Raw genomic sequence first — 20999 nt, forward strand, 5'->3', positions numbered from 1 at the left:
CGACTTCCTTTGCGAAGGCAGTCGGTCGCCGGCGTGCCACCGGCGACCGAGGTCTTTCTTACGGCTCGAAACGGACCGAATAGGTCACGGAACTGTTGGCCGTACCGGGAGTGACAGCGGTATCGCGGCGCTCGAACGCGGCGATATGCGCAAGCACAGCCTGGTTGTTGCCGACCACTTGCTTGATCGGGTTCTGATTCGTGTCCCACGGGTTGATCTTGTTGCCCAACTCATCGAACAGGCGGAACTGCACGCCCGTCGCGGTACCCGTCGTGACGAGGCCACCGGTGTTCCTGTCGACGGTTGCGCCGGGCTCGAAGTGCGCCCATACCCGCGTGCCGTCGGTGCACGTCGTTTCACCCGTCTTGCCGACGTAGATCCTGAAACCCGTGAGGCCGGCATTGTCACCGATGGCGGGCATATCGCCCGCATTCACGCCATCGATGTTCACAGTGAAGTCGGGGCTGGGATTGGTCGGGTCGCCACCGCTGATGGTGCACGTCACGGTACTGATCGAACCGGTGAATGTGATGGTGCCGGTAGTTGCGAAGGCAGCCGGAGCTGCCAGACCTGCGATCAGCAGGGCCGAGGAAATTGCCTTGAGGTTCATCCGATTAACCTTGATTACGTTCTTGAAGAGCAACGACCCGATCGGGTCGTCGGCCTGGGAGGCACGGGGCCTTCCCCGTGCTCACGCAGCCGAGTGCTCGACTACGCGAGCGACAAGGAGTTTGTCGGATTTCGCCTACAAGCCATATGGAAATTTACTCAAAAATCGGACTTGTTCGCGGAAGTCCGATGTGGCTCGCAGTTTGCGACAAAGGTCATTATTCTCATGACGAATCGCCAAAGACCGTGTTAAGGGTCACTGGCCAATGTTGCGCAACGGCTTGCCGCTCATCAGGTTCCGCTCGATCTGTTCGAGGGTTACGTTCTTCGTTTCCGGAACGAGCCAGAACGTGAATACGATGAAGACCGCATTGAACGCCGCGTAAAGCCAGAACGTATGCGCATTGCCAATGCCGTTGAGCAGGCTGAGGAAGGTGGCGCCCACGATCATGTTGACGATCCAGTTGGTGAACGTGGAGCAGGCGATGCCGAAGTCGCGACCTTTGAGCGGCTGCACCTCCGCGCACAGCGCCCAGATCAGCGGCCCGGCGGACATGGCGAAGCCCACGATGAAGAAGAGCAGCATGCCCACGGTGAGGATCTGCTGGCCGTGCGAAGCGATGCCCAGGTTCATCATCGTGCCGACGGAGCCAAGGCCTACCACCATCATGGCGAAACCGGCCGCGCCGCCCATCATCGCGCTCACGATCCACTCGATGACGCTGTCGGTGACCTTGAATTCCGCCTGGATGAACTGCGTGGCGCCGGAGATGACGCCGACGTCGAGGCCGAACATGAGGCCTGCCAGCGCAGCGAGGATACAGGTGGTGACGATGGCTGTCTTCGGATGGGCGACGTGGATTTCGTTCTTGGCAACATCCATCGAATAAGTCCTGACAAAAAGAGCCGGTAGGAGCCGCTACAGCGGCGAGAAGCGAACAAGGCGATGAAGCACAAGCCCCCGCTACCCCCGTGCCACCCAGGGATCGTAACTGCCGAAATACCACAGATGCCCTTCCGGATCGCGTGCCGAATAGCCGGCGCCGCCGTATTCCTTCTCTTCGTACTCGTCGACGACGACCGCTCCTGCGTTGCGCGCCTTGTCGTAGTGAGCACGCACGTCTTCGACGATGACGCAGGGGCACTGCGTCTCCATGCCGCGCACATCGTCGGGCTGCACGATGTACTGGCTGAAGGCTGTGTCGTTACGCACGGACCCGAGCATGATCATGCCGCCACGATGTGTCAGCTGGGCATGGTCGACGATGCGCGGGTCGTCAGCATTTTTGTAGACAGCCTGCGCCTCGAAGCCGAAAGCGGAACAAAGGAAGTCGATCGCCGCCAGGGCGTCCTTGTAACGAAGACACGGAATGATCGTGCTGTTCATGGTTTGGGCCCTCCCCTAGAACCACTACGTTACGCCCGAAATACGCCCATGGACACTGCCACGCCTATTCGAGCACGCCAAGCAGATCCATGTTTCCTTTCGATTCTTTCCCAAGTGACGGATGCGCGTATGCCCCGCCCGTCGCGGTTGTGGGACACGCATCGCGCTGCTTCAGAACCGTCACACAATAGAATAATTCTGAAAAGTCGATCCAGATCACCCGTGCGTGACGTGGCTCACGCGGATCGCGTAACGTCATGTAACGGGCATGTGTCTTGCTTTATCGTCGGGGAAGTCCGCCGATTGGTGCGGATGGCAGGCTCGCGGGAAGCGGCCGAGCCGCATGGCAACGCTCAGCGCGGGGGGATGACAGAGGCGAAGCGCGAGCCTGACGGTGAATACGATGATCGACGACACGATGAGCTCCCTGGACGACGAGATGGTCCTGCGCAATACCGCGCGCGCCCAGCGCGTGGTGATCGACGACCTCAACCATCGTATGAAGAACATCCTCATGGTCGTGCAGGCCATGGCGCGGCAGAGCTTTCGCGACGACCGCCCGCTCGACTGTTCGATGGATGCCTTCGAGAGCCGCCTGCGCGCCCTCGCCAGCGCTCATGACCTGCTGTTGGCGCGAACTGCCCGGCATGTGGCGTTCCATGGTGTGATCCAATCCACGATCGCGCCGCACGATCCCGGTAACGCGCGGGTCTGCTTCACCGGTCCGCCCCTCGTCCTGGACGCCGAGGACGCGGTGGCGGTGGCCATGGCGCTGCACGAACTGCTGACCAATGCGAGCAAGTACGGCGCGCTCTCGACGGCGGCAGGTACGGTGACCATCGCCTGGTCCTTCGTTGTCGGGAACGTGAGTGGCCGGGTGCGGCTGGAATGGAAGGAACGTGGCGGCCCGGCGGTAAAACCTCCGCTCCACCGGGGGTTCGGCACCCGGTTCATCGAACGGACGCTGGCCTGCGAAGCGCATGGCGAGGCGGCCATCCGCTTCGAGCCGGACGGCGTCCGGGCCGTCTTCGAGGCGCCCGCCCGGTTGGCCTGACCCGCCCTGGCGCCGGGTTGAATAAATGTCGGTCGCCCTTGTCGATTCAGGGGGTTCACAATCGACGTCTCCATGAAAGCTCGGGATCGCCCCGGCCCCTCGCAGGAGAACGACGATGCGTTTCATGGTGATGGTAAGAGCGACCAAGGCCTCCGAGGCCGGCGAGATGCCCAGTGAAGAATTGCTCAAGGCCATGGGCAACTTCAACGAAGAGATGTGCCGGGCCGGCGTCATGCTGGCGGGCGAAGGCCTGCACCCCAGCAGTGCCGGCGCGCGCCTGCGTTTCGTCGGGGATCGCCGCGAGGTGATCGACGGTCCCTTCGCCGATACCCGTGAACTCATCGCCGGATTCTGGCTGCTGCAGGTACGCTCCCTCGACGAAGCGATCGAATGGATGAAGCGCGCGCCCAGTCCCACCGATGATGGCGACTCAGTTTGTGAGATTCGCCGCGTTTACGATGCCGATGACTTTGGCGCCGAATTCACTCCCGAGGCACGCGCTCAGGAAGAACGCCTGCGTGCCGAACTGGCGTCCCGCCACTCGTTAAGTCCCAACCAACGAAAGGAGTTCACATGAAGATCCAGCCTTACCTGTTTTTCAACGGTACCTGCGAAGAAGCCTTCAGGTTCTACGAGATGGCACTCGGCGGAAAGATCAACGAACTGCACCGCTTCAAGGACATGCCGCCGCAGGAAGGCGGTGACGACAAGGGCTGCGCTCCGATGACGCCCGAACAGCAGGCGGCCTTCGGCGAGAAGATCATGCACGTGAATCTCACCGTCGGCGACCAGATGATCATGGGCTCCGATAATCCCCAGGATGAGGGCGCCATTCGCGGCGTCACCATCTCAATCGGTATCGAAGACGTCGAAAAGGGCCGCACGATCTTCGAGGCGCTTTCCAAGGGTGGCGAAGTGACGATGCCATACCAGCCCACTTTCTGGGCAAACGGTTTCGGTATGTGCACCGACAAGTTCGGTGTGCCCTGGATGGTCAACGCAGGCGACAAACCTAGTCCGTAAGGAGTGAGCCATGCAATTAATCATCGTCCGCAAGGCGGACAATGACAGTGAGGCCGGGGAAAAACCTAGCCGCGAACTGCTCGACGCCATGGGCGAATATATCGACACGCTGGCGGCCGAAGGCCGCTTGCTTGCCGGCGAAGGCTTGAAGCCCAGCAGCGCGGGCGTGCGGGTTTCATTCGGTCCGGGCCGCAAGGCGATCACCGTCGACGGCCCTTTTGCCGAAACGAAGGAACTCGTCGCCGGCTTCAGCATCATCGAGGCCGGTTCGATGGAAGAGGCCGTGGAGTGGGTGAAAGGCTGGCCGGCGGAAGACGCCCACGGCCATGCCGAGATCGAGATCCGTCCCATCGGTTGTCCCGGGGGGCTATCCGGCTTCGGTAATCCCAGCGAAGAGGAATCGCCCAAGCCCCGCTATATGGTGATGCTCAAGGCAAACGAGCGGAGCGAAACGGACTGGAACCCCGGTCCGGAGATGCTCGGTCGCATGAGCGAGGCCAACCGTGCCGGACAGGAAGCCGGTTTCCTCATCGCCGGGCACGGGCTATCTTCCAGCCGTCACGCCACGCGGGTGAAATTCGGCAAGGGCAAGGCCACGGTGCTCGACGGTCCGTTTGCCGAGATCAAGGAAATGGTCGCGGGCTTCTGGGTACTTCGCGTGGACGGCATCGACGACGTCATCGCCTGGGCGGAAACCTTTCCGTTCCCGGACGGCGACGATGCCCGCCTCGAAATCCGAGAACTGTGGCGGATGGAAGACCTGATCCCCGCCTGATTGCCGCAACGCGGCTTGCCACGCGTGGCAGCGAATGCTGTCATGCGTGGTCATGACCACGCACGATACCCACCGTGCCATCGACGCGATCTGGAAGATCGAATCGCCGCGCCTGATCGCGACGATCGCGCGCATGACCACCGACGAAATCGCGCGCGCCTTCATCCTGCCGGAGGCCACGGTGGCGCAGCGCATCGTGCGGGCGAAACGCAGCCTGGCCGACGAAGCGGTGGCCTACGAACTACCGCGGGGCGAGGCACTGAAGGAGCGCCTCGCTTCGGTGCTGCGCGTGCTCTACCTGATCTTCAACGAGGGCTACGCCGCCACCACCGGCGGCGACTGGATGCGGCCGGCCCTATGCGAGGAAGCGCAGCGCCTCGGCCGCGTGCTCGCGGAACTGATGCCGAACGAACCGGAAGTGCATGGGCTCGTCGCGCTGATGGAAATCCAGGCATCGCGCACCGGCGCGCGCACCGGAAAAGACGGCGAGCCGATCCTGCTGCTCGACCAGGACCGGAGCCGCTGGGACCGGCTGTTGATCGGCCGAGGCATCAAGGCGCTCGAGCGCGCCGGAAGGCTGGGCGGTGTGCAGGGCCCTTACGCGCTCCAGGCAGCCATCGCCGCCTGCCATGCGCGCGCCACGCGTGCTGCGGACACCGACTGGCCGCGCATCGCCATGTTGTACGCACAGTTGGTTGAGGTGCTTCCCTCACCCGTGGTCGAACTCAACCGCGCCGTCGCGGTGTCGATGGCGGAAGGCCCAGGGGCAGCACTACCCATCGTGGAATCGCTGCTCGACGAGCCTGCATTGAAGGAGTACCACCTGCTCCCCAGCGTGCACGGTGACCTGCTCTTCCGCCTGGGCCGCACCGAAGACGCACGCAACGCCTTCCTCCGCGCCGCCGCGATGACCCGCAACGACCGCGAACGCCGCCTGCTCGAAGCCCGCGCCGAGGCCTGCACCCTTCCGTTCCAGAGCTGAACAGAGCAAATCCCTTCGTCTGGCAGCGCGACCGCCCTTCGTGCTACGTTGCATCGCAAATGCATCGCAAATGCATCGCAAGGACACGCCATGAAAACCGCGACCTTCCCCTCGATCCGCATCGAACCGGAGTTCCGTCAGCGCGCGGAAAAGGTGTTAGGTAAGGAAGAAACCCTTTCCGCCTTCATCGAAACAGCGGTCGCCGAGGCCGTCGAACGCCGGACTGTGCAAAAGGAATTCATCGCTCGCGGCCTCACCTCACTGGCGCAGGCGGAGCGCACCGGCAGCTACCACACCGCAGCCGACGTACATAAGGAAGCAGCCGCGCGCATCGCCGCCGCGAGAGGAAAGAAAGGAAAGGGATGAAGTACGAGGTTCGCTACACGGACGGCGCGCGAGCCGATCTTCTTCGCCTGACGGATTTTCTTGCAGAGACCGACCCTGCTGCAGCGGACCGTGCGCTCGCCACACTAGTGCGTGCGGTCCGCATTCTGGAAGAGTTCCCCTACACCTGCCGCAAGGCGGGACAAGAAGACCCTTTCCTCCGCGAACTGGTCGTCCCCTTCGGAGGCAACGGCTATGTCGTCCTGTTCCACATCGGCATTGAGCACGTCACCCTGCTCGCCCTTCGCCACCAGCGCGAGGACGATTACTTCGCGTAACCCGGCTCAATGCGTGATGTCGATGTTCACATGGGTGCCGTCGGGTACGTCCTGGAGTTGCTGGAGGACGGAGCCGGTGAGTTCGAAGTGTTCCTTTGCCGGCACCGGGTTCAGGTTTTCCACGCTGTACTCGCCCTCGGCAAAGATGGGCAGGGTGACGTAGGTGTAGCACTCGCCTTCCGCGCGCGACTTACCGGCGTCGATCAACGCCTCGATGAGCGACGGCAGAAGCCAGTCATCGGCGACCTCTTCGCGTAGCAGGTTGTTGAAGCCCGGCACACTCTCGGCCACGCGTTCCAGCTCCGCCGTACCCGTATCGAGCCAGAAGATACCGCCCTCGTCGGCCTCGTAGAACAGGTCGCCCAGCGCGGTGAACAACAGCGGCGTGAAGGCGTCGCCGATACGCCAGCGCCAGGATTCGGCGAGCGCGTCGATGGCTTCCTTATCGGGCTTGCAGGTGAGGTCGTTCCAGGAGAGGGCCATGGGGGGGCGTCCTTTGAGCGGGGATGCCTCATTTTATGCCCATAGAACAAGCTGTGGGGCCGGCTGCATTTCAGAGTTCGCCGATCGCGCGGTTTACTGCACGGACGAAATCGGCCCGGGCCTTTGCCTCCGCCTCGCTCGTCGCGACCGGCCATGCGGCGAGTTGCACGATCACAAGGTGTCGCCGGGGATCGATGTGCAGCAACTGGCCGAAGATACCGATGCCTTCGTAGCTGCCGTCGTCATAAGTCCACCACTGGTAACCGTAACCGCGACTGGGAGCGCCGATGCCCGAATGCGTGCGGGTGGCATCCGCGATCCAGCCATCGGCCAATACCGGCTTTCCTGCTGCTATGCCGCCGTCGAGCACGAATTGACCCAGCCGCGCGTAATCGGCAAGCGTGGCGGATACGCCAGAGCCGCCGGCCTCGGTGCCGTCGACTTCGTCCTTCAGCCAGAGCGCGTCGGCCGCCATGCCGTACGGCGCCCAGATTTTTTCGGACAGGTAACCAGCCAGCGATTTGCCGGTGGCACGCGTGACGAGGATTCCCACCAGATCGGTTTCCCCGGTCTTGTAAACCCAACGTTCGCCGGGCGGAAATTCGCGCGGTAAGCGCGACATGTAAGTCACGAGCAGCGGCACACCTGGCTGACGCATGCCTTCGTACATCATCGCCACGTCGGAATGCGGATCGACGTAGTCCTCGTTCCAACGCACGCCTGAGGTCATTTCCAGCAACTGACGGATCGTGACATCGCGATACGCGCCTGCCACGAGCTCTGGAATGTATCGCGTCACCTTGTCGTCGAGACTGCGGATGGCGCCGTCGCGCAACGCAGCGCCGACCAGCGTGGAGGTGAACGATTTTGCCACCGAGAACGAGGTCCAGCGCGTGGTGGGACCGGCACCGTGGCCATAGCGCTCCAGGCGGATGCGTCCGTCCTGCACGACCATCACACCGGCGACGTGGTGCGCGGCCATGTAGCTGTCGAGTGTCGCGCCGTCGGCGAAGCGCGGAAGCAGGGGCGCGCCAACGGGAAGCGGATGCGCCTTGCCGTGATGCACGACGTTGCTTGCGTAGTGCGTTTCCATCGTGCGGAACGCGGCCTCGCGCTGCGGCTGGTTCCAGAACAGCACGTCGGTCCGGCGGGCATGGGGTGTCGCGCAGCCCGCCAGGAACAGCAGGCCCAATACTGCCAGGAACCTCATGCCGGAGCCGCGATACGACGACGCACTTCGAAGGCGCCAAGGGCCAGGGACGCGAGCGCGGCAGGGCCAAGACCGTAGATGACGCGATAGGCGAGCAGGGCGGCCAGCACCTGTGCGCGCTGCTCCTGCGGGAACGCGGCGAGTGTCAGCGCCTCGAACGCACCGATGCCACCCGGCGTGTTGCTGGCGATGCCGGCGAGGATGGCGCCCACATAGATGGGCGCGAAATCGAGGAAGCCGCCGGCGATTTCCGCAGGCAGCAGAAGATACATCGCGCCTGTAGCGCCCACCATCTCCACCACGCCGATCACCATCTGCGCACCGGCCGACCGGGCGGACGGCACCGGTGTGCTGAACTTCCACACCTTGAACACGTCGTGCTTGCCCGCGAGCCAGCGCAACAGGACCACGAAGAAGGCGAGCAATGCGATCCCGGGCCAGCGCCCCCATCCTTGGGCGATCGAAGGCTCCAGTAGCAACGCCAGGCAGGTCACGGACGCGAAACCCATGCCCACGGCGAAACCCACCAGGCCGACGACACGGGCGACATCGGCGGCACCGACGCCCTGGGTAGACAGGACCCGGTAGCGCAGCGCGGTGCCGGTGATCGCATGGAAGCCCAGCGCATTGCAGATGGCGTGCGCGGTAAAGCCTGAAAAAATCTTCATGCGCATCGGCACTTTGCCCGGCACCACGGTCTCCACGGCGAACACATCGTATGCGGCAAGGCAGATCCAGCTGAGCGCCGTGGCCGCGATGGACCCGGCGACGTGCCAGCGCGGAATCCTTTCGATGGCCTCGCGCACGTCCTGCCAGGCCATGCGCTCGATATAGCGATGGAGGAGGAAGACCGCGCCGCCGACGATCGCCGCGGTCAGGACATACTTGGCCGTCCGGATCGCGATCGCCTTCGGGGTCATCGTGTCTTGCCTGTCCGTCACCGCGGTGCCCTTGCCTTCCGCTTCATCGTAAGCGGCGGGCATCATCCCACGACCGGGCCGGGAAGCCTAAACTCGGGAAGCCGCCCACGGGGAAACAGATGCTCCACTACGAAGGCTCGCTCTGGCTCACCGATGGCGCCCGCCGCTGGGGTGGCATCGACCGTGTCGAACTCCTGGCCCAGATTGGCATCACCGGCTCGATCACCGCCGCGGCCAAGGCCGTGGGCATGAGCTACAAGGGTGCCTGGGACGCCGTGGACGCGATGAACAACCTGGCTGGCGAGGCGCTGGTAAGGCGGTCGGCGGGTGGCCGCGGTGGTGGCGGCGCCAAGCTGACTCCCCGCGCGGAGCGGCTGATCGCCTCGTTTCGCGGCATAGAAGCCGAACACCGCCGCTTCGTCGAGCGCCTGGCGACCTTGGGCGAGGACGCCACGCAGGACCTTCACCTGCTGAGGAAATTCACGATGCGAACGAGCGCACGCAACCAGTTGGCCGGCACCGTCCGGCGTGTCGTCGAGGGCGCGGTGAACGACACCGTGGAAGTCGAACTGCCTGGCGGGACGGTGCTCGTCGCCACGGTGACGCGAGACAGCACGGCCAGCCTCGGCCTCGCCGCGGGTCGGGCCGTCGTGGCGATGGTCAAGGCGAGTTGGGTGATCCTCGGCCTGCCCGGCGAAGGCTTGCGCGTATCCGCGTCGAACCGCCTTCCCGGCACGGTGCTGCGCGTGCATCCGGGCGCGGTGAACTGCGAGGTGTCGGTGGCCCTGGATGGCGGTGGCAGCGTGACCGCCATCGTCACGATGGAAAGTGCCACCGCGCTGGAACTTGCCGAGGCGAAACCCGTCGTGGCGATCTTCGATGCGTCGGCGGTGATCCTGGGCGTGACCGACTAAGCCACGCGGCCGTCGCGAAGTTCGATGGTATGGCCATCGAGGGCTTCCACGTCCGCGGGATCGTGCGTGATCACCAGCATCTGCAAGTCCAGGCGGGACTGGAGCGCGCGCAATTCCGTGCGCATGCGGCCGCGCAGCGCGGGATCCAGCGCGGCGAACGGCTCGTCCAGCAGCACCAGGCGCGGTTCGGCGACGAGCGCACGGGCCAGGGCTACTCGCTGGCGCTGTCCGCCCGAGATGCGTGCCGGGTAACTGTCGGCGACGGCCCCTAACTCGAACGTATCGATCCAGCGGCGCACCCGCCCGTCATGCGAACGGCGTCCCGGATTGAACCAGCCGCGATCCAGGGCGAAACCGATGTTCTGCGCCACGGTGAGGTGCGGGAACAGCGCATAGTCCTGGAACACATAGGCGACGCCGCGATCCCGCGCAGGGAGGTCTACGCGCGTCGTCGCATCGAACAGCGTCCTGCCATCCACGCGCACGTGGCCTGCATCGGGAGCGAGCAAGCCCGCCATGGCACGCAGCGTCAGGCTCTTGCCCGCACCCGAGTGGCCGAACAGCACGATGCGCCGGTGATCCGAAGCGAACGCGACATCGAGGTCGAAGCAGCGGTCGTCTGCGCGCAGCGTCTTGCGAATCGAAACATCGATGCTCATGGCCGTGTCCGCCGCAGATGGTCGGGCGCCAGCCAGCCAGCCAGCAGCAGCGCCAGGACACAGGTCGCCGACGTGACCAGCACCATGATGCCGGCCGAACGGTCATCGCCCGCCTGCACCGCGGCATAGATCGCGACCGACAAGGTCTGCGTCCGCCCCGGCAGGTTGCCCGCGATCATCAGCGTCGCCCCAAATTCACCCATCGCACGGGCAAAAGCCATCAGCGCCCCGGCGGTGATGCCGCGCATGGCGAGTGGCAGCGACACGCGGAAAAACACGGCCACGCCGCCCAGGCCCAGCACGCGCGCGGCATCCTCGAACTGCGGGTCCACCGCCTCGAATGCCGCGCGAGCCGCCTTCTGCACGAGGGGGAAGGCCACGAGCGTGGAAGCGATCACCGCGCCCATCCAGGTGAAGACAAGGTGGATGCCCAGCCGGTCCAGCCATTCGCCGAAAACGCCCCGCCGGCCCAGCAGCACCAGCAGGTAATAGCCGAGCACGGTCGGCGGCAGGACCAGGGGCAAGGTCAGGATCGAATCGACTACTTCGCGTGCATGCGAGCGCCAGCGTGAGAGGCCGAAGGCCACGCCGATGCCCAGCACCAGGTTGATCGCCGTGGCCCAGAGCGCAACCTTCAGCGTGAGCACGAGCGGGACCCAGATCGCGCCCATCGGCATCAGGGCGCCTGGAACCCGAATCCGGCCAGGATCTTCCGGCCTTCTGCCGATTGCACGAAGGCCTGGAAGGTGACCGCCTCCTGTGCCTGCACGGCATGCGCGACGACGGCGATGGGATACGTGACCGGCTTCGGTGTCGGTACTACCGCGACCACGTTCACCCGGCCGCGCATGATCGCCGCATCGGTGGCGAAGACCAGGCCCGCATCCACTTCGCCGCGGGAAACGTAGTCGAGCGCCTGGCGCACGTTCTGTGCCAGCACACCTTTAACCGACACCGCGTCCCACAGTCCCGCGGATTCCAGCCCGGCCTTGGCATAGCGTCCCGCCGGCACGGAAGCCGGATCGCCGTAGGCGACCCGCTTCACCGCTTCGGCCTTGAGGTCATCGAGCGACGAGACCGCCACGCGCGCGTCCTTCGGGACGATCAGCACGAGCTGGTTACGCGCGAAATCCCGGCGCGTCGCGGGCTCCACGGCCTTGGCGGCCACCGCCTTGTCCATCGCGGTCTGGTCCGCCGAGGCGAAGACATCTGCCGGCGCCCCGTTCACGATCTGGCGCAGCAGCACATCGGAGGCGGCGAAGTTGAAGACCACGTGGACGCCGGGGCGCCTCGCCTCATAGGACTGGCCGACGGCCTGGAAAGCATCGGTGAGGCTTGCGGCTGCGGACACGACGAGGTCGGTGGCGTGCGCTCCAAAGGGGCCGGCGAGCAGGAACAGCGCAACGAGCGGACGAAAGCGCATGGGACGGCCCCGGCGACGTAGGTTTCGCAATATAGGAATCTATATAGCGTTCGGTCAACGGGGAAGCAGGCCGCCTCGCCCGCACGCAGGGAATCACCAAGCAAGGCGACGCCCCAAGGTGGCAGCGTGTCGGACAGTCGCACGGGGACTGGCCGCATGAAAGGCGCCCGGTCTGACGTCATAGCGACACCGTGTCGCATGGGCTTCACGCCCGCCCGTGCGATCATCCCTGGACCCCTGTCCAGGGTTGCCACAAGGGCGATTCCGGTGCGTCGAAGCCCGGCGGGAAAACGATGGTTGGGGTGGATGGCGCTCGTCGCCGTCTGGCTCACCGCGCTCGTCCCGACCGTGTCCCGCTCGCTCGTCGCGTTCGCGCCCTCCCCTGCGCATGAAGCCATGGGCATGCCCATGGCCGGGCATCACCACGCGATGGGACACATGCCCGCGCGGCACGATGCGCATGGCGCACCGGGGTGCGACGATGCCTGCGGCTACTGCACGCTATTCACACAGCTTCCGGCGATGGCGGGCAGTTTTTTCGTCGGCCATGCGCTACCACCGTCCAACCACGCACCTGTGGTGGCGCCCACATTCCGTGCCGAGCCTCCCGCTCGACTGACCCACGCGCCAGCCCGAGGTCCACCGTTCGCGTTCGTCTGATCGTCTTCGATCCCGACTCACGCCAACCACAACGGACCTCTCATGCTCTTGCCTTCCCTTCGTGGACACGCGCTTGCGCGTACCATCGCCTGCGCCATGGGCGCCACTTCGCTGGCCGTCCAGGCCACCAACACCGACGACGACCCGCAACGCGCCACCACGCTGCGCGAGGTACGCGTTTCGGCGACGAACGCAGCCACCAGCGTCGACCCCGACATGCCGGCCGTCGTGGAAACGGTGAGCGCCGCACAGTTCGACAGGCTCAACGTCGTCAACACCGAAGACGCACTGAAATACCTGCCCGCCTTCGGCATCCGCAAGCGCTTCGCCGGAGACGAGAACTCTACTTTTTCCGTGCGCGGCACCAGCAACCAGCAAAGCGCACGCGGGCTCGTCTACCTCGACGGCCTGCTCCTCTCCAACCTGCTCGGTAACAACTGGGCGAATCCACCGCGCTGGTCCATGGCGTTCCCCGAGAACCTCGCACGCGTCGACGTGATCTACGGTGCCTACTCCGCGCTGTATCCCGGCAACGCCATCGGCGCCACCGTGCTGATGACCACGCGCATGCCCGAGAAGCTGGAACTCACGGCAGAGGCCCAGGTATTCACCCAACATGTGAACACCTATGGCGTGGATCGCGACTACGGCGGCAGCCGGCAGGCTGCGACGATCGGTAATCGCTCGGGACGTTTCGCCTTCCTGGTCGGCGTATCGCACCTCCAGGCGAACGGCCAGCCGCTGGTCTACGCCACGCAGAACACTTCCACCCGGCCCGGCACTCTCAACCCGGTCACCGGTGCCATCGCCGACACCGGGGCGAACGGTCTGCCGCGCCAGGTCGTCGGCATCAACAGCGAAGGCCAGGAAGCGACCAGTCAGGACGAAGCGCATATCCGCCTTACCTACGACGTCACGCATGACCTCACCGCCGCGCTCACGGCGGGTTACTGGAAGCACGACCTCTCGCACCGGACTGAAAGCTTTCTGCGCGATGCGCAGGGCCAGCCCGTCTGGTCCGGCCCGGTCACGATCGACGGCAGGCAGTACACGTTGCCTGCGAACTTCTTCGCACCGGGCACACGGCAGAGTCGCAACTACCTATACGGCCTTTCGCTGGGCACGCACCGGGACACCGGCTGGAACGTGGAGGGCAACGTCTCGTACTTCGACATGGATCGCAACCGCGACCGCGTCGCTTCGACCGTGACGTACGACGGTGCAGGGTTGCTTACCGCCGGCGACGGCAGCCGCTGGCGCACGCTGGACCTGCGCGCCACCCATACGCCCGACAACCTGGCACCGAACACCCACACCGTGAGCTTCGGTTACCACTATGACGGTTACCGCCTGGACAACGCCAGTTACGGGTTGGACGCGTGGCGAAATGGAAGCACTGGCCCACTTACAGCGGCCAACAGTGGCAGCACGCAGACCCAGGCGTTGTACCTGCAGGATGCATGGCAACTGGCCGAGCGCTGGCGCCTTACACTCGGTGCCCGCTACGAGCAGTGGCGTGCCTTCGGCGGTTCGCGTTCGACATCGGCGGCGAGCATCGGCTATCCGGAACGCAAGGAGTCGCATACGTCGCCAAAGGCGTCGCTGGCGTGGACCGTGAGCGACTCGGTGTTGCTGCGCCTGTCCGGTGCACGTGCCTATCGCTTCCCCACGGTGAACGAACTCTTCCAGGGCACATTCGACGGCATCGCCCTGGTGAACAACGATCCCTCGCTGAAGCCGGAAAACGACCTGTCGCGTGAACTCTCGGCGGAGTGGTACCGCGATAACGGCATCGCACGCTTCAGCGTGTACCGCAGCGATACGCGGAACACGCTGTTCAGTCAGACCGACACCACGGTCTTCCCGAACGTGACCAACGTGCAGAACGTGGGCCTGGTGCGCACGCGCGGTGCCGAAGCGAGTTACGACGCGCGCGACGTGCTCTGGCAAAACTTCGACCTTACGGCGAACGCCGCCTATACGCAGGCGACCACGGTGCGCAACGCGCGCAATCCCGCGTCCGAAGGCAAGCAGTTCTATCGCATCCCGCGCTGGCGCGTGAACCTCGTCGCGACCTGGCGGGCCACCGAACGCCTCGCACTGACCCTCGCCGGGCGTTATTCCGGCAGGCAATACAACACGCTCGACCACAGCGACGTACATCCGGACACCTTCGGCGGCGCCAGCGACTTCCTCACGTTCGATGCGAAGGTGTCGTGGAAGGCGAACGAACACGTCGACCTGGGCGTGGGCGTCGACAACCTCACCAACCGCCGTTACTACGTCTATTACCCCTACCCTTCCCGCACCTGGCTGGCAGAGGCAAAATTCCATCTCTGAGGGCGGTTAAAAAGGCTCCCACCAGCCTCCCCGACCGGTGGGAGCCGATCCGCGGCGGCGTTAGGGAACGTCGTCGCAGAACCTCAGTGAACTGAGCGAGAGGTGTTCGTCGAGCATGAAGGATGCTGGCCCGCCCCGATGGAGTCGGTCGAAGAATGCGCCGACGCCGGCATTCCCCGTTGCAAAGTCGCAGCTGAGGCGCAGCAATTCCGCGCCAGGTACGGCAAGACCACCGGGACGCGGTACCAGGAAGGGCTCGATGCCGCCGGCGATCCGACGCGCCGCTGCGACGTAAGCGGCCGCACCGTCGGGAAACGCTTCGGCGAGGTCAAGCAACGTTTCGCCAATGCCGGCCAGGCCATCGAACAAGCCTGGCGATATGGCGTGACGGCGTAACAGGTCGGCTTCGGCGCCGCGAACGATGCGACGATACCGCGCATCGCCTGTGCAGGCATGGAAGCGGGCGGCCACGGCGACGATTCCCGCCGTTCCGTGGCGAAGATAGGGAAACAGGGTGGCGCCACCGACCTCCTTCGGCCACGTCGCGTCGCCATCGGGATTGCTGCCTCGTTGCGCCAGGTCGAACGCCAGGCCCGCCTCGGCCGCCCGCAGGAAACGCTCGTCGCCGGTCGCCACATGCAGGTGGAGCAGGAAGAGCGCGGTGCCCGCGGCGCCGTGGGCAAGCCCGACGGGCTGCGAGCCACCGGACGGCCAGTGCAGGCTGCCTTCCGCGGCGACGGCATGCCGCAGCAGGATCTCTCCAGCGTCCGCGGCGACGGCGAGAAAGCAGGATTCCGCCGTTTCGCGCCACGCCTTGATGCGGGCGAATCCCCATCCCGCCAGGCCGTCGTGTAATCCGGCGCGATAGCGAATGGCCTCGTCCGGCGAATGGTCCCGCAGCAGTGCGGCGGCGAGTTCCCGCTCGCCCGCATCGAACAACACCCATGCGATGCCTGCGTCGCCATGCATGAGGCTAGCCCCGCGATCCTGCCTTCGTCGGGCACCGTCGACGACATAGGCCAGCAATCCCTCCGGCGGCGTCCTGCCACCGCGCAGATAGGCTTGCAATACGCCAGCGGCACCATGCGCCACGCCCCAGGGATGGCTCTGGAACACTTCGGGTCCGGCGGGTACGTAACGATCCGGCCGTGCCGTTTTCGTCATGCCCCCGATAAAAGCGAACAAGGCGTCGGCATGGTCCGGCGCGGGTTGGTTGCGGACGGTCGGACAGGGGACGGGGTCAGTGTCCAGTGACTTGCGCAGGCGTCCCATGGCGGCAATCGGCGTGGGACGCATCGAGGCATCGGCATCGAGCAGGGATCCGATGATATCGGCCAGTGCGCGGGGATAGCCCAGGTCCTCACTCACGCGATGGATGAAGCGCGGGGCGGCTTGCCGGTCGAGCGGCAGCATGGAGTTCATCGGCATGATGGCGGCCAGCAGATTCGCGCCGAAGGCGTAGGCGTCCTCCGCACGTGCCGCGTCAGGATGGTCGCGCAACGGCCGCGGCGAGGCGAACCCAGGGGTGCGCATGTCCACGGGAAGGTCCAGGCCTTCCTCGATCGCGGTTTCCAGGTCGATCAGCCGTACCTCGCCGCCTGGCGTGACGATGCAGTTGTGGAACGAGAGGTCGCCCATCGACACCCCCGCGCCATGGGCGAGTTCGAGCGCTTCCGCAAAGCGCGTGAACACCGCGACGACCTCTTCGAGATAGCGTTGCACGTCGTCACGCGTGATGCGTGTCTTCAGCCAGGGGTAGCGATGCGCAAGCCAGCAGCGCAGCGTATCGCCCTCGATGTACTCCTCGACCAGGTAGCTGTGCTCCCAGTCCCTGAAATGCGCCACCGGCAAGGGTGCGACGTGATGAGGCGCCAGCAGGCGCAGCAAACGGAATTCCTTGCGCAGCGTGACTGTCGCGGTGTCGCCGCCACCGATGAAGGGGCGTGCCTCCTTGATGATGACCGGGCGGCCTTCGTCGAGGTCGTCGCCAAGGTAGATGCCGCCGGCCGATGAAAACGACAATGCCTTTCGTATGCGAAAGCGCCCCGCACCCAGGTGGGCGGCGGCGGCATCCGCTTCGCCACCTTCGCCGGGAAACGGGTCGCGGAGCCACGAAGGAAGGTGGAAGTAAGGCTTGCGCTCGTCCGGCTCCATGTGCCCGTCCGGTGCACGCAGCACATAGTCGCGCCGTCCGTCGGCGGTGATACGGTGTTCGCCGGCGATTCCCCCATAGCGGTAATAGAGCACGCGCGAATCGCGGTACCGGCGATCGCTGAGCACGTATGGCCCGGTGTAGCCGGAGAGCGCGAAGTAAAGATCGTCGATGATCCGCCGAAAATCGTCGATGCCGCGCGGGTAGACGGTGATGAACTTGCCGGAGCCCCCTCGGGGCCAACGCTTCCCATTGATGGCCCCGAGCATGCGCGCGTCGGCTGCGAATTTGAACGCGGTGCCGGAGGCGACGAGCGCGGCGGCTGCGATCGAAAGGACGATGCGCGCCGTGGAGGCCACGCTGGATACATGGATCTTCCATCCCTGCACCGGCAGTTCAGCACCAGGAGGTGAACAATGCATCCAGATGCCTGACCGGCGCACCTGCCACTCCCCAGGTACGATGCGCCGCACCGGCTGCACGAAATCGGCGACGTCTATCTCGCGATGCCCATAAGGTTCGAAGAATTCCCGATCCACCGCCGTGTACTGCAACAGCTCCGTGTAACGCTCCATGCCTGTCCCATCCCCTGGAAGTCCTCCGCATGCCGGCGCGAGACCGATCGCGTCGCTCCGCGCCGACACCCCCAAACCCATTACGCCAGTTCGTCGAAGCCGTCCCCGTTCGCCGTAGAGCAGGCACGATTGCTGCACGTGCTGTAATTGGTTTCGTTGGTCTCGTTCATCGCAGCCATGTCGAGCTGCATGAGCTGCAGTTCCAGTATCCGGTTCATCGGTTTCCTCGATTCGTTGACGGTCGTCGCACGTTGCGTGCCAGGCGAATTTACGGACGCCGCTCGCGCCATCGCAATGGGAATTCCGGCCAATCGGGCGCTCCAAGCGCCGAAAGTCAAAGCTTCTTCACGTTGCACATCGAAAACGGTCGCCGCAGTGTCCGGAAATGGACAGACGTGTCCAAGTCCGGACGCCGTTCCACTCAGGGAAACAGGGGCAGGCGGACCGTGGCGACGGCGCCACGTGCATCGGCACGGGATACCAGGTCGACCGTGCCGGCGTGCGCTTCCAGGATCAGCCGGGTAAGGCTAAGGCCTATGCCCGAACCCTCCGGTTTGGTGGTGAAGAATGGGACGAACAGCGCATCGCTGTCCGGCAGGCCCACGCCGTCGTCCTCGATGACGATGCACACGTACCGTCCTTCCGCGTACCAGGTCAGGCGCACGCCACCGCCCACCGGCAGCGCCGCTTCCACCGCGTTGCGAAGGAGGTTGATGAAGGCCTGTGCCAGCTGGTCCTCGTCGCCGTAGAGCGTGACGGGCTCGGCGCCGAGCACCTCGATATCCAGTCGCCGGTCGAGCAATGCCAGCCTTGCCAGCGATACGTCGAGGCGAAACGACCGCGGGCGCGGTGGCGGCAGGCGGGCGAGCTTGCCGTATCCGGACAGGAAGCGCGCGAGCGAGATTGCGCGCCGCTCGATGGCATCGAGGCCCACGCGCAAATCGTCGCGAAGACTGTCCACCTGCCGCGCGTCGAGCAAGGTGATCAGGCTTCCCGCCAGGGACGCGATCGGCGTAAGCGAATTATTGAGTTCATGGCTCAGTACGCGAATCAGGCGCTGCCAGGCGCGGCGTTCCTCCTGGCCGAGTGCCACGCTGAGGTCGCGCAGCATGATCAGGCGGTGCTCGCGGCCATCGCTGCGCCAGGCGGCGCGACGAACGGCCCAGCGTCCTTCGCCGCCAGGAAAGCGCCCGTGGAATACGGTGTTGTCCGGCGTGCTGAGCGCCTCGCCAAGGCCCAGCGAGGCGAGGTCGCGTCCCACGACCGGGGCCCGCTCGGCCCCGATCAACTGGCGTGCCGCGGGATTGATGAGACGCAATTTCCCCTCTTCGTCCGCGACGAACACGGGATCCTTGAGGGCGGTGAGTGTCTTGCCCAGGAAGCGCGAGGCTTCCGTCCGCTTGCGGCGTCCCTCGCGCAACGCATCGGAAAGAAGGTTCACGTCGGTGACCAGGCCCTGCAACGGATCGCGGCCCGGACGCACGCGACCGCGCAGTCCGTAGTCTCCTTCGCGCAGGGCGCCAAGCAGGTCGGACACCGTGTCGAGCGTGTCCAGGATATGGCGACCCGCGAACCAGGCCAGGGCGAGCGTGAGCGCCGCGCCGAAGGAAAATACGCCCAATCGCACCGGCCACGACAACCCTTCGATCGCTACCAGCGCGGCCCCCGCGGCAGTCACCGGCACGAGGACGATGGCGATCCATTGCGCCGCGCCGAGATGAAAGCTGGTCGGAGGTGCATCGTTGTTCAAGTTGCGCTTGCCAAACGACAGCGTGCCCGGACCCTCAGCCGACCCACTCCAGGCCGGCCCTGGCACGGCGTTTTTCCAACCGGCGATACAGCGCCTGGCGGGAGATGCCCAACGCGTCAGCGGCTCGCTGGAGGTTGTGGTCGTGTCGTTCGAGCGCCTGCCTGATCAGCAACTCCTCGGCCTCGGGAAGGGTGAGACTGTCGAGCACCACCGGTTCGTCCTTGCGCCGCTGGAGCGACAGCGCGTCGGCATCGATGTCGTCTCTGCCGGCCAGCAGCACCGCGCGTTCGATCGCGTGCTCCAACTCTCGCACGTTGCCCGGCCAGTCGTAGCCGCGCAAGGCCCTTTCGGCCGAAGGTGTGAACAGCATCGCACTACGGCCGCGCCGGCGGCATTCGCGAAGAAGGAAATGTCGCGCCAGGGGCACGATGTCCTCTTGGCGTTCGCGCAACGGAGGCAGGCGTACCTGCATGGCGTTGAGCCGGTACAACAGGTCGCGTCGGAAGCGGTCGTTGCGTATGGCGGCATCGAGGTCGGCGTTCGAAGTGGATATGACGCGGACGTCGACGCGGCGCGTCCGCATGGCGCCGCAGCGCTCCAGTTCGCCTTCCTCGACGACGCGCAGGAGCTTCGCCTGCTGGAGTGGCTGGATGTTGCCAACCTCCTCGAGGATGAGGCTGCCGCCATGCGCCAGCTCGAAACGGCCGGGCCGCGGCACCGGCTTGTCCTCGCCGAACATCTCTTCGGCGAAGCGCGATTCCGGCAGCGTACCCATGTCGATGCGTATGACGGGATGATCCGCGCGCGGTGACAGTGCATGGATCTCGCGTGCGACGAGCGATTTGCCCGTGCCGTTCTCGCCGAGCACCAGCACGTTCGCGTCGCCGCTTGCGATCCGGTGGATCAGCTCTAGCACGCGACGCATGGCCGACGATTCGCCGATCCGCAGCATCTCGCCACCTTGCCGCGCGAGCGCGGTCTCGGCGCGCAGCCGCCGGTTCTCGTTCACCATCTGATTCAGCGCGATCTGGCTGCGGATGGTATGGACGAGGTGCGCGTTGTTCCACGGTTTCTCGATGAAGTCCGAGGCGCCCAGGCGCATGGCGCGCACCGCGATCTCGATGCTTCCCCATGCCGTCATGGCCACGATGGGCAGCTCCGGGGCTTCCTCGCGCAGCCGCGTGACCAGATCCAGGCCTTCGAGACCCGACGTGGTGTCCGACGCGTAGTTGAGATCCACCACGGCGCAGGCGAACTCGGTTCGCGCCACGGCATCCAGTGCCGCGGATGCGGACCCGACATCGATCGAAGGAATTCCCTCCGAATGCAGCAGGATACGCAGCGCGAGCCGGATGTCCGGATGGTCGTCCACGACGAGGACCGGTGCAGCGGTTTCATGACTTCTGAACATACCTTTGCGT

Annotated in this window: 22 protein-coding genes and 1 pseudogene; 10 read left to right on the plus strand and 13 right to left on the minus strand. The window is 65.2% G+C overall.

The window, feature by feature from the left end; all coding sequences use genetic code 11:
* Window positions 1–58: 58 nt before the first annotated feature.
* From VGM71_RS06000 to VGM71_RS06010, 3 genes are all read right to left on the minus strand, one after another.
* On the minus strand, window positions 59–610 hold the full coding sequence (locus tag VGM71_RS06000; RefSeq protein WP_331542997.1) for a fimbrial protein: 552 nt from the start codon (window positions 608–610) through the stop codon (window positions 59–61).
* A gap of 255 nt (window positions 611–865) precedes the next feature.
* Window positions 866–1492: an MFS transporter gene (locus VGM71_RS06005; RefSeq protein ID WP_345786171.1), complete on the minus strand. Its 627-nt coding sequence runs from the start codon at window positions 1490–1492 to the stop codon at window positions 866–868.
* A gap of 81 nt (window positions 1493–1573) precedes the next feature.
* A complete protein-coding gene (locus VGM71_RS06010; protein ID WP_331542999.1) occupies window positions 1574–1996 on the minus strand; it encodes a VOC family protein in 423 nt (140 codons plus the stop codon).
* Window positions 1997–2399: 403 nt separating this feature from the next.
* On the opposite strand from VGM71_RS06010, the gene VGM71_RS06015 reads away from it, so the two are divergent.
* From VGM71_RS06015 to VGM71_RS06045, 7 genes and pseudogenes are all read left to right on the plus strand, one after another.
* Window positions 2400–3050, plus strand: a complete 651-nt coding sequence (locus VGM71_RS06015; protein ID WP_331543001.1) for a sensor histidine kinase — start codon at window positions 2400–2402, stop codon at window positions 3048–3050.
* 115 nt (window positions 3051–3165) lie between these two features.
* Window positions 3166–3627, plus strand: coding sequence for a YciI family protein (locus tag VGM71_RS06020; RefSeq protein ID WP_331543003.1), 462 nt, complete (start codon window positions 3166–3168; stop codon window positions 3625–3627).
* A complete protein-coding gene (locus VGM71_RS06025) occupies window positions 3624–4073 on the plus strand; it encodes a VOC family protein (RefSeq protein ID WP_331543005.1) in 450 nt (149 codons plus the stop codon). Before VGM71_RS06020 ends, VGM71_RS06025 begins: the two co-directional genes overlap by 4 nt.
* Before the next feature lie 10 nt (window positions 4074–4083).
* Entirely contained in the window at window positions 4084–4848 is a 765-nt protein-coding gene (locus tag VGM71_RS06030) for a YciI family protein (RefSeq protein ID WP_331543007.1), read from the plus strand.
* Window positions 4849–4981: 133 nt separating this feature from the next.
* Window positions 4982–5830 (plus strand): annotated as a pseudogene (locus tag VGM71_RS06035) (RNA polymerase sigma factor); the annotation flags it as partial.
* Between the two features lie 90 nt (window positions 5831–5920).
* The gene (locus VGM71_RS06040; protein ID WP_331543009.1) at window positions 5921–6196 is read left to right on the plus strand and encodes a YlcI/YnfO family protein; all 276 of its coding nucleotides are present in this window, start codon (window positions 5921–5923) and stop codon (window positions 6194–6196) included.
* Window positions 6193–6492, plus strand: a complete 300-nt coding sequence (locus tag VGM71_RS06045) for a type II toxin-antitoxin system RelE/ParE family toxin (RefSeq protein ID WP_331543011.1) — start codon at window positions 6193–6195, stop codon at window positions 6490–6492. Before VGM71_RS06040 ends, VGM71_RS06045 begins: the two co-directional genes overlap by 4 nt.
* 6 nt (window positions 6493–6498) lie before the next feature.
* Here VGM71_RS06045 and VGM71_RS06050 read toward each other — a convergent pair whose 3' ends face one another.
* From VGM71_RS06050 to VGM71_RS06060, 3 genes are all read right to left on the minus strand, one after another.
* Window positions 6499–6975, minus strand: coding sequence for a T6SS immunity protein Tdi1 domain-containing protein (locus VGM71_RS06050; protein ID WP_331543013.1), 477 nt, complete (start codon window positions 6973–6975; stop codon window positions 6499–6501).
* 70 nt (window positions 6976–7045) lie between these two features.
* Window positions 7046–8185 carry a serine hydrolase gene (locus VGM71_RS06055; RefSeq protein WP_331543015.1) on the minus strand — a complete coding sequence of 380 codons (1140 nt, stop codon included), beginning with the start codon at window positions 8183–8185 and terminating at the stop codon, window positions 7046–7048.
* Window positions 8182–9171 carry a YbhN family protein gene (locus VGM71_RS06060; RefSeq protein ID WP_331543017.1) on the minus strand — a complete coding sequence of 330 codons (990 nt, stop codon included), beginning with the start codon at window positions 9169–9171 and terminating at the stop codon, window positions 8182–8184. Before VGM71_RS06060 ends, VGM71_RS06055 begins: the two co-directional genes overlap by 4 nt.
* Before the next feature lie 53 nt (window positions 9172–9224).
* Between VGM71_RS06060 and VGM71_RS06065 the strand changes: the two genes are divergently transcribed.
* A complete protein-coding gene (locus VGM71_RS06065; protein WP_331543019.1) occupies window positions 9225–10019 on the plus strand; it encodes a TOBE domain-containing protein in 795 nt (264 codons plus the stop codon).
* Here VGM71_RS06065 and VGM71_RS06070 read toward each other — a convergent pair.
* From VGM71_RS06070 to modA, 3 genes are read right to left on the minus strand one after another with little or no spacing between them, the layout of a single operon-like run.
* Window positions 10016–10678 carry an ABC transporter ATP-binding protein gene (locus VGM71_RS06070; protein WP_331543021.1) on the minus strand — a complete coding sequence of 221 codons (663 nt, stop codon included), beginning with the start codon at window positions 10676–10678 and terminating at the stop codon, window positions 10016–10018. The two genes, VGM71_RS06065 and VGM71_RS06070, sit on opposite strands and share 4 nt — an antisense overlap.
* Window positions 10675–11349, minus strand: coding sequence for a molybdate ABC transporter permease subunit (gene modB, locus VGM71_RS06075; RefSeq protein WP_414675096.1), 675 nt, complete (start codon window positions 11347–11349; stop codon window positions 10675–10677). The genes VGM71_RS06070 and modB overlap by 4 nt, the downstream gene beginning before the upstream one ends.
* Before the next feature lie 5 nt (window positions 11350–11354).
* Window positions 11355–12101: a molybdate ABC transporter substrate-binding protein gene (modA, locus tag VGM71_RS06080; RefSeq protein ID WP_331543025.1), complete on the minus strand. Its 747-nt coding sequence runs from the start codon at window positions 12099–12101 to the stop codon at window positions 11355–11357.
* Window positions 12102–12407: 306 nt separating this feature from the next.
* On the opposite strand from modA, the gene VGM71_RS06085 reads away from it, so the two are divergent.
* Entirely contained in the window at window positions 12408–12761 is a 354-nt protein-coding gene (locus VGM71_RS06085) for a DUF2946 domain-containing protein (protein WP_331543027.1), read from the plus strand.
* 42 nt (window positions 12762–12803) lie between these two features.
* Window positions 12804–15101, plus strand: a complete 2298-nt coding sequence (locus VGM71_RS06090) for a TonB-dependent receptor (RefSeq protein ID WP_331543029.1) — start codon at window positions 12804–12806, stop codon at window positions 15099–15101.
* A gap of 60 nt (window positions 15102–15161) precedes the next feature.
* Here VGM71_RS06090 and lanKC read toward each other — a convergent pair whose 3' ends face one another.
* The 4 genes from lanKC to VGM71_RS06110 form a co-directional block, all read right to left on the minus strand.
* Window positions 15162–17828: a class III lanthionine synthetase LanKC gene (lanKC, locus tag VGM71_RS06095; RefSeq protein ID WP_331543031.1), complete on the minus strand. Its 2667-nt coding sequence runs from the start codon at window positions 17826–17828 to the stop codon at window positions 15162–15164.
* An 80-nt stretch (window positions 17829–17908) separates the two neighbouring features.
* The gene (locus tag VGM71_RS06100) at window positions 17909–18046 is read right to left on the minus strand and encodes a hypothetical protein (protein WP_331543033.1); all 138 of its coding nucleotides are present in this window, start codon (window positions 18044–18046) and stop codon (window positions 17909–17911) included.
* A gap of 203 nt (window positions 18047–18249) precedes the next feature.
* On the minus strand, window positions 18250–19578 hold the full coding sequence (locus VGM71_RS06105; RefSeq protein ID WP_331543035.1) for a sensor histidine kinase: 1329 nt from the start codon (window positions 19576–19578) through the stop codon (window positions 18250–18252).
* Between the two features lie 34 nt (window positions 19579–19612).
* Window positions 19613–20989 carry a sigma-54 dependent transcriptional regulator gene (locus VGM71_RS06110; RefSeq protein WP_331543037.1) on the minus strand — a complete coding sequence of 459 codons (1377 nt, stop codon included), beginning with the start codon at window positions 20987–20989 and terminating at the stop codon, window positions 19613–19615.
* Between the last annotated feature and the right edge of the window lie 10 nt (window positions 20990–20999).

Origin of the sequence: Luteibacter sp. (assembly GCF_036499525.1) — a bacterium.
Classification (GTDB): Bacteria; Pseudomonadota; Gammaproteobacteria; order Xanthomonadales; family Rhodanobacteraceae; genus Luteibacter.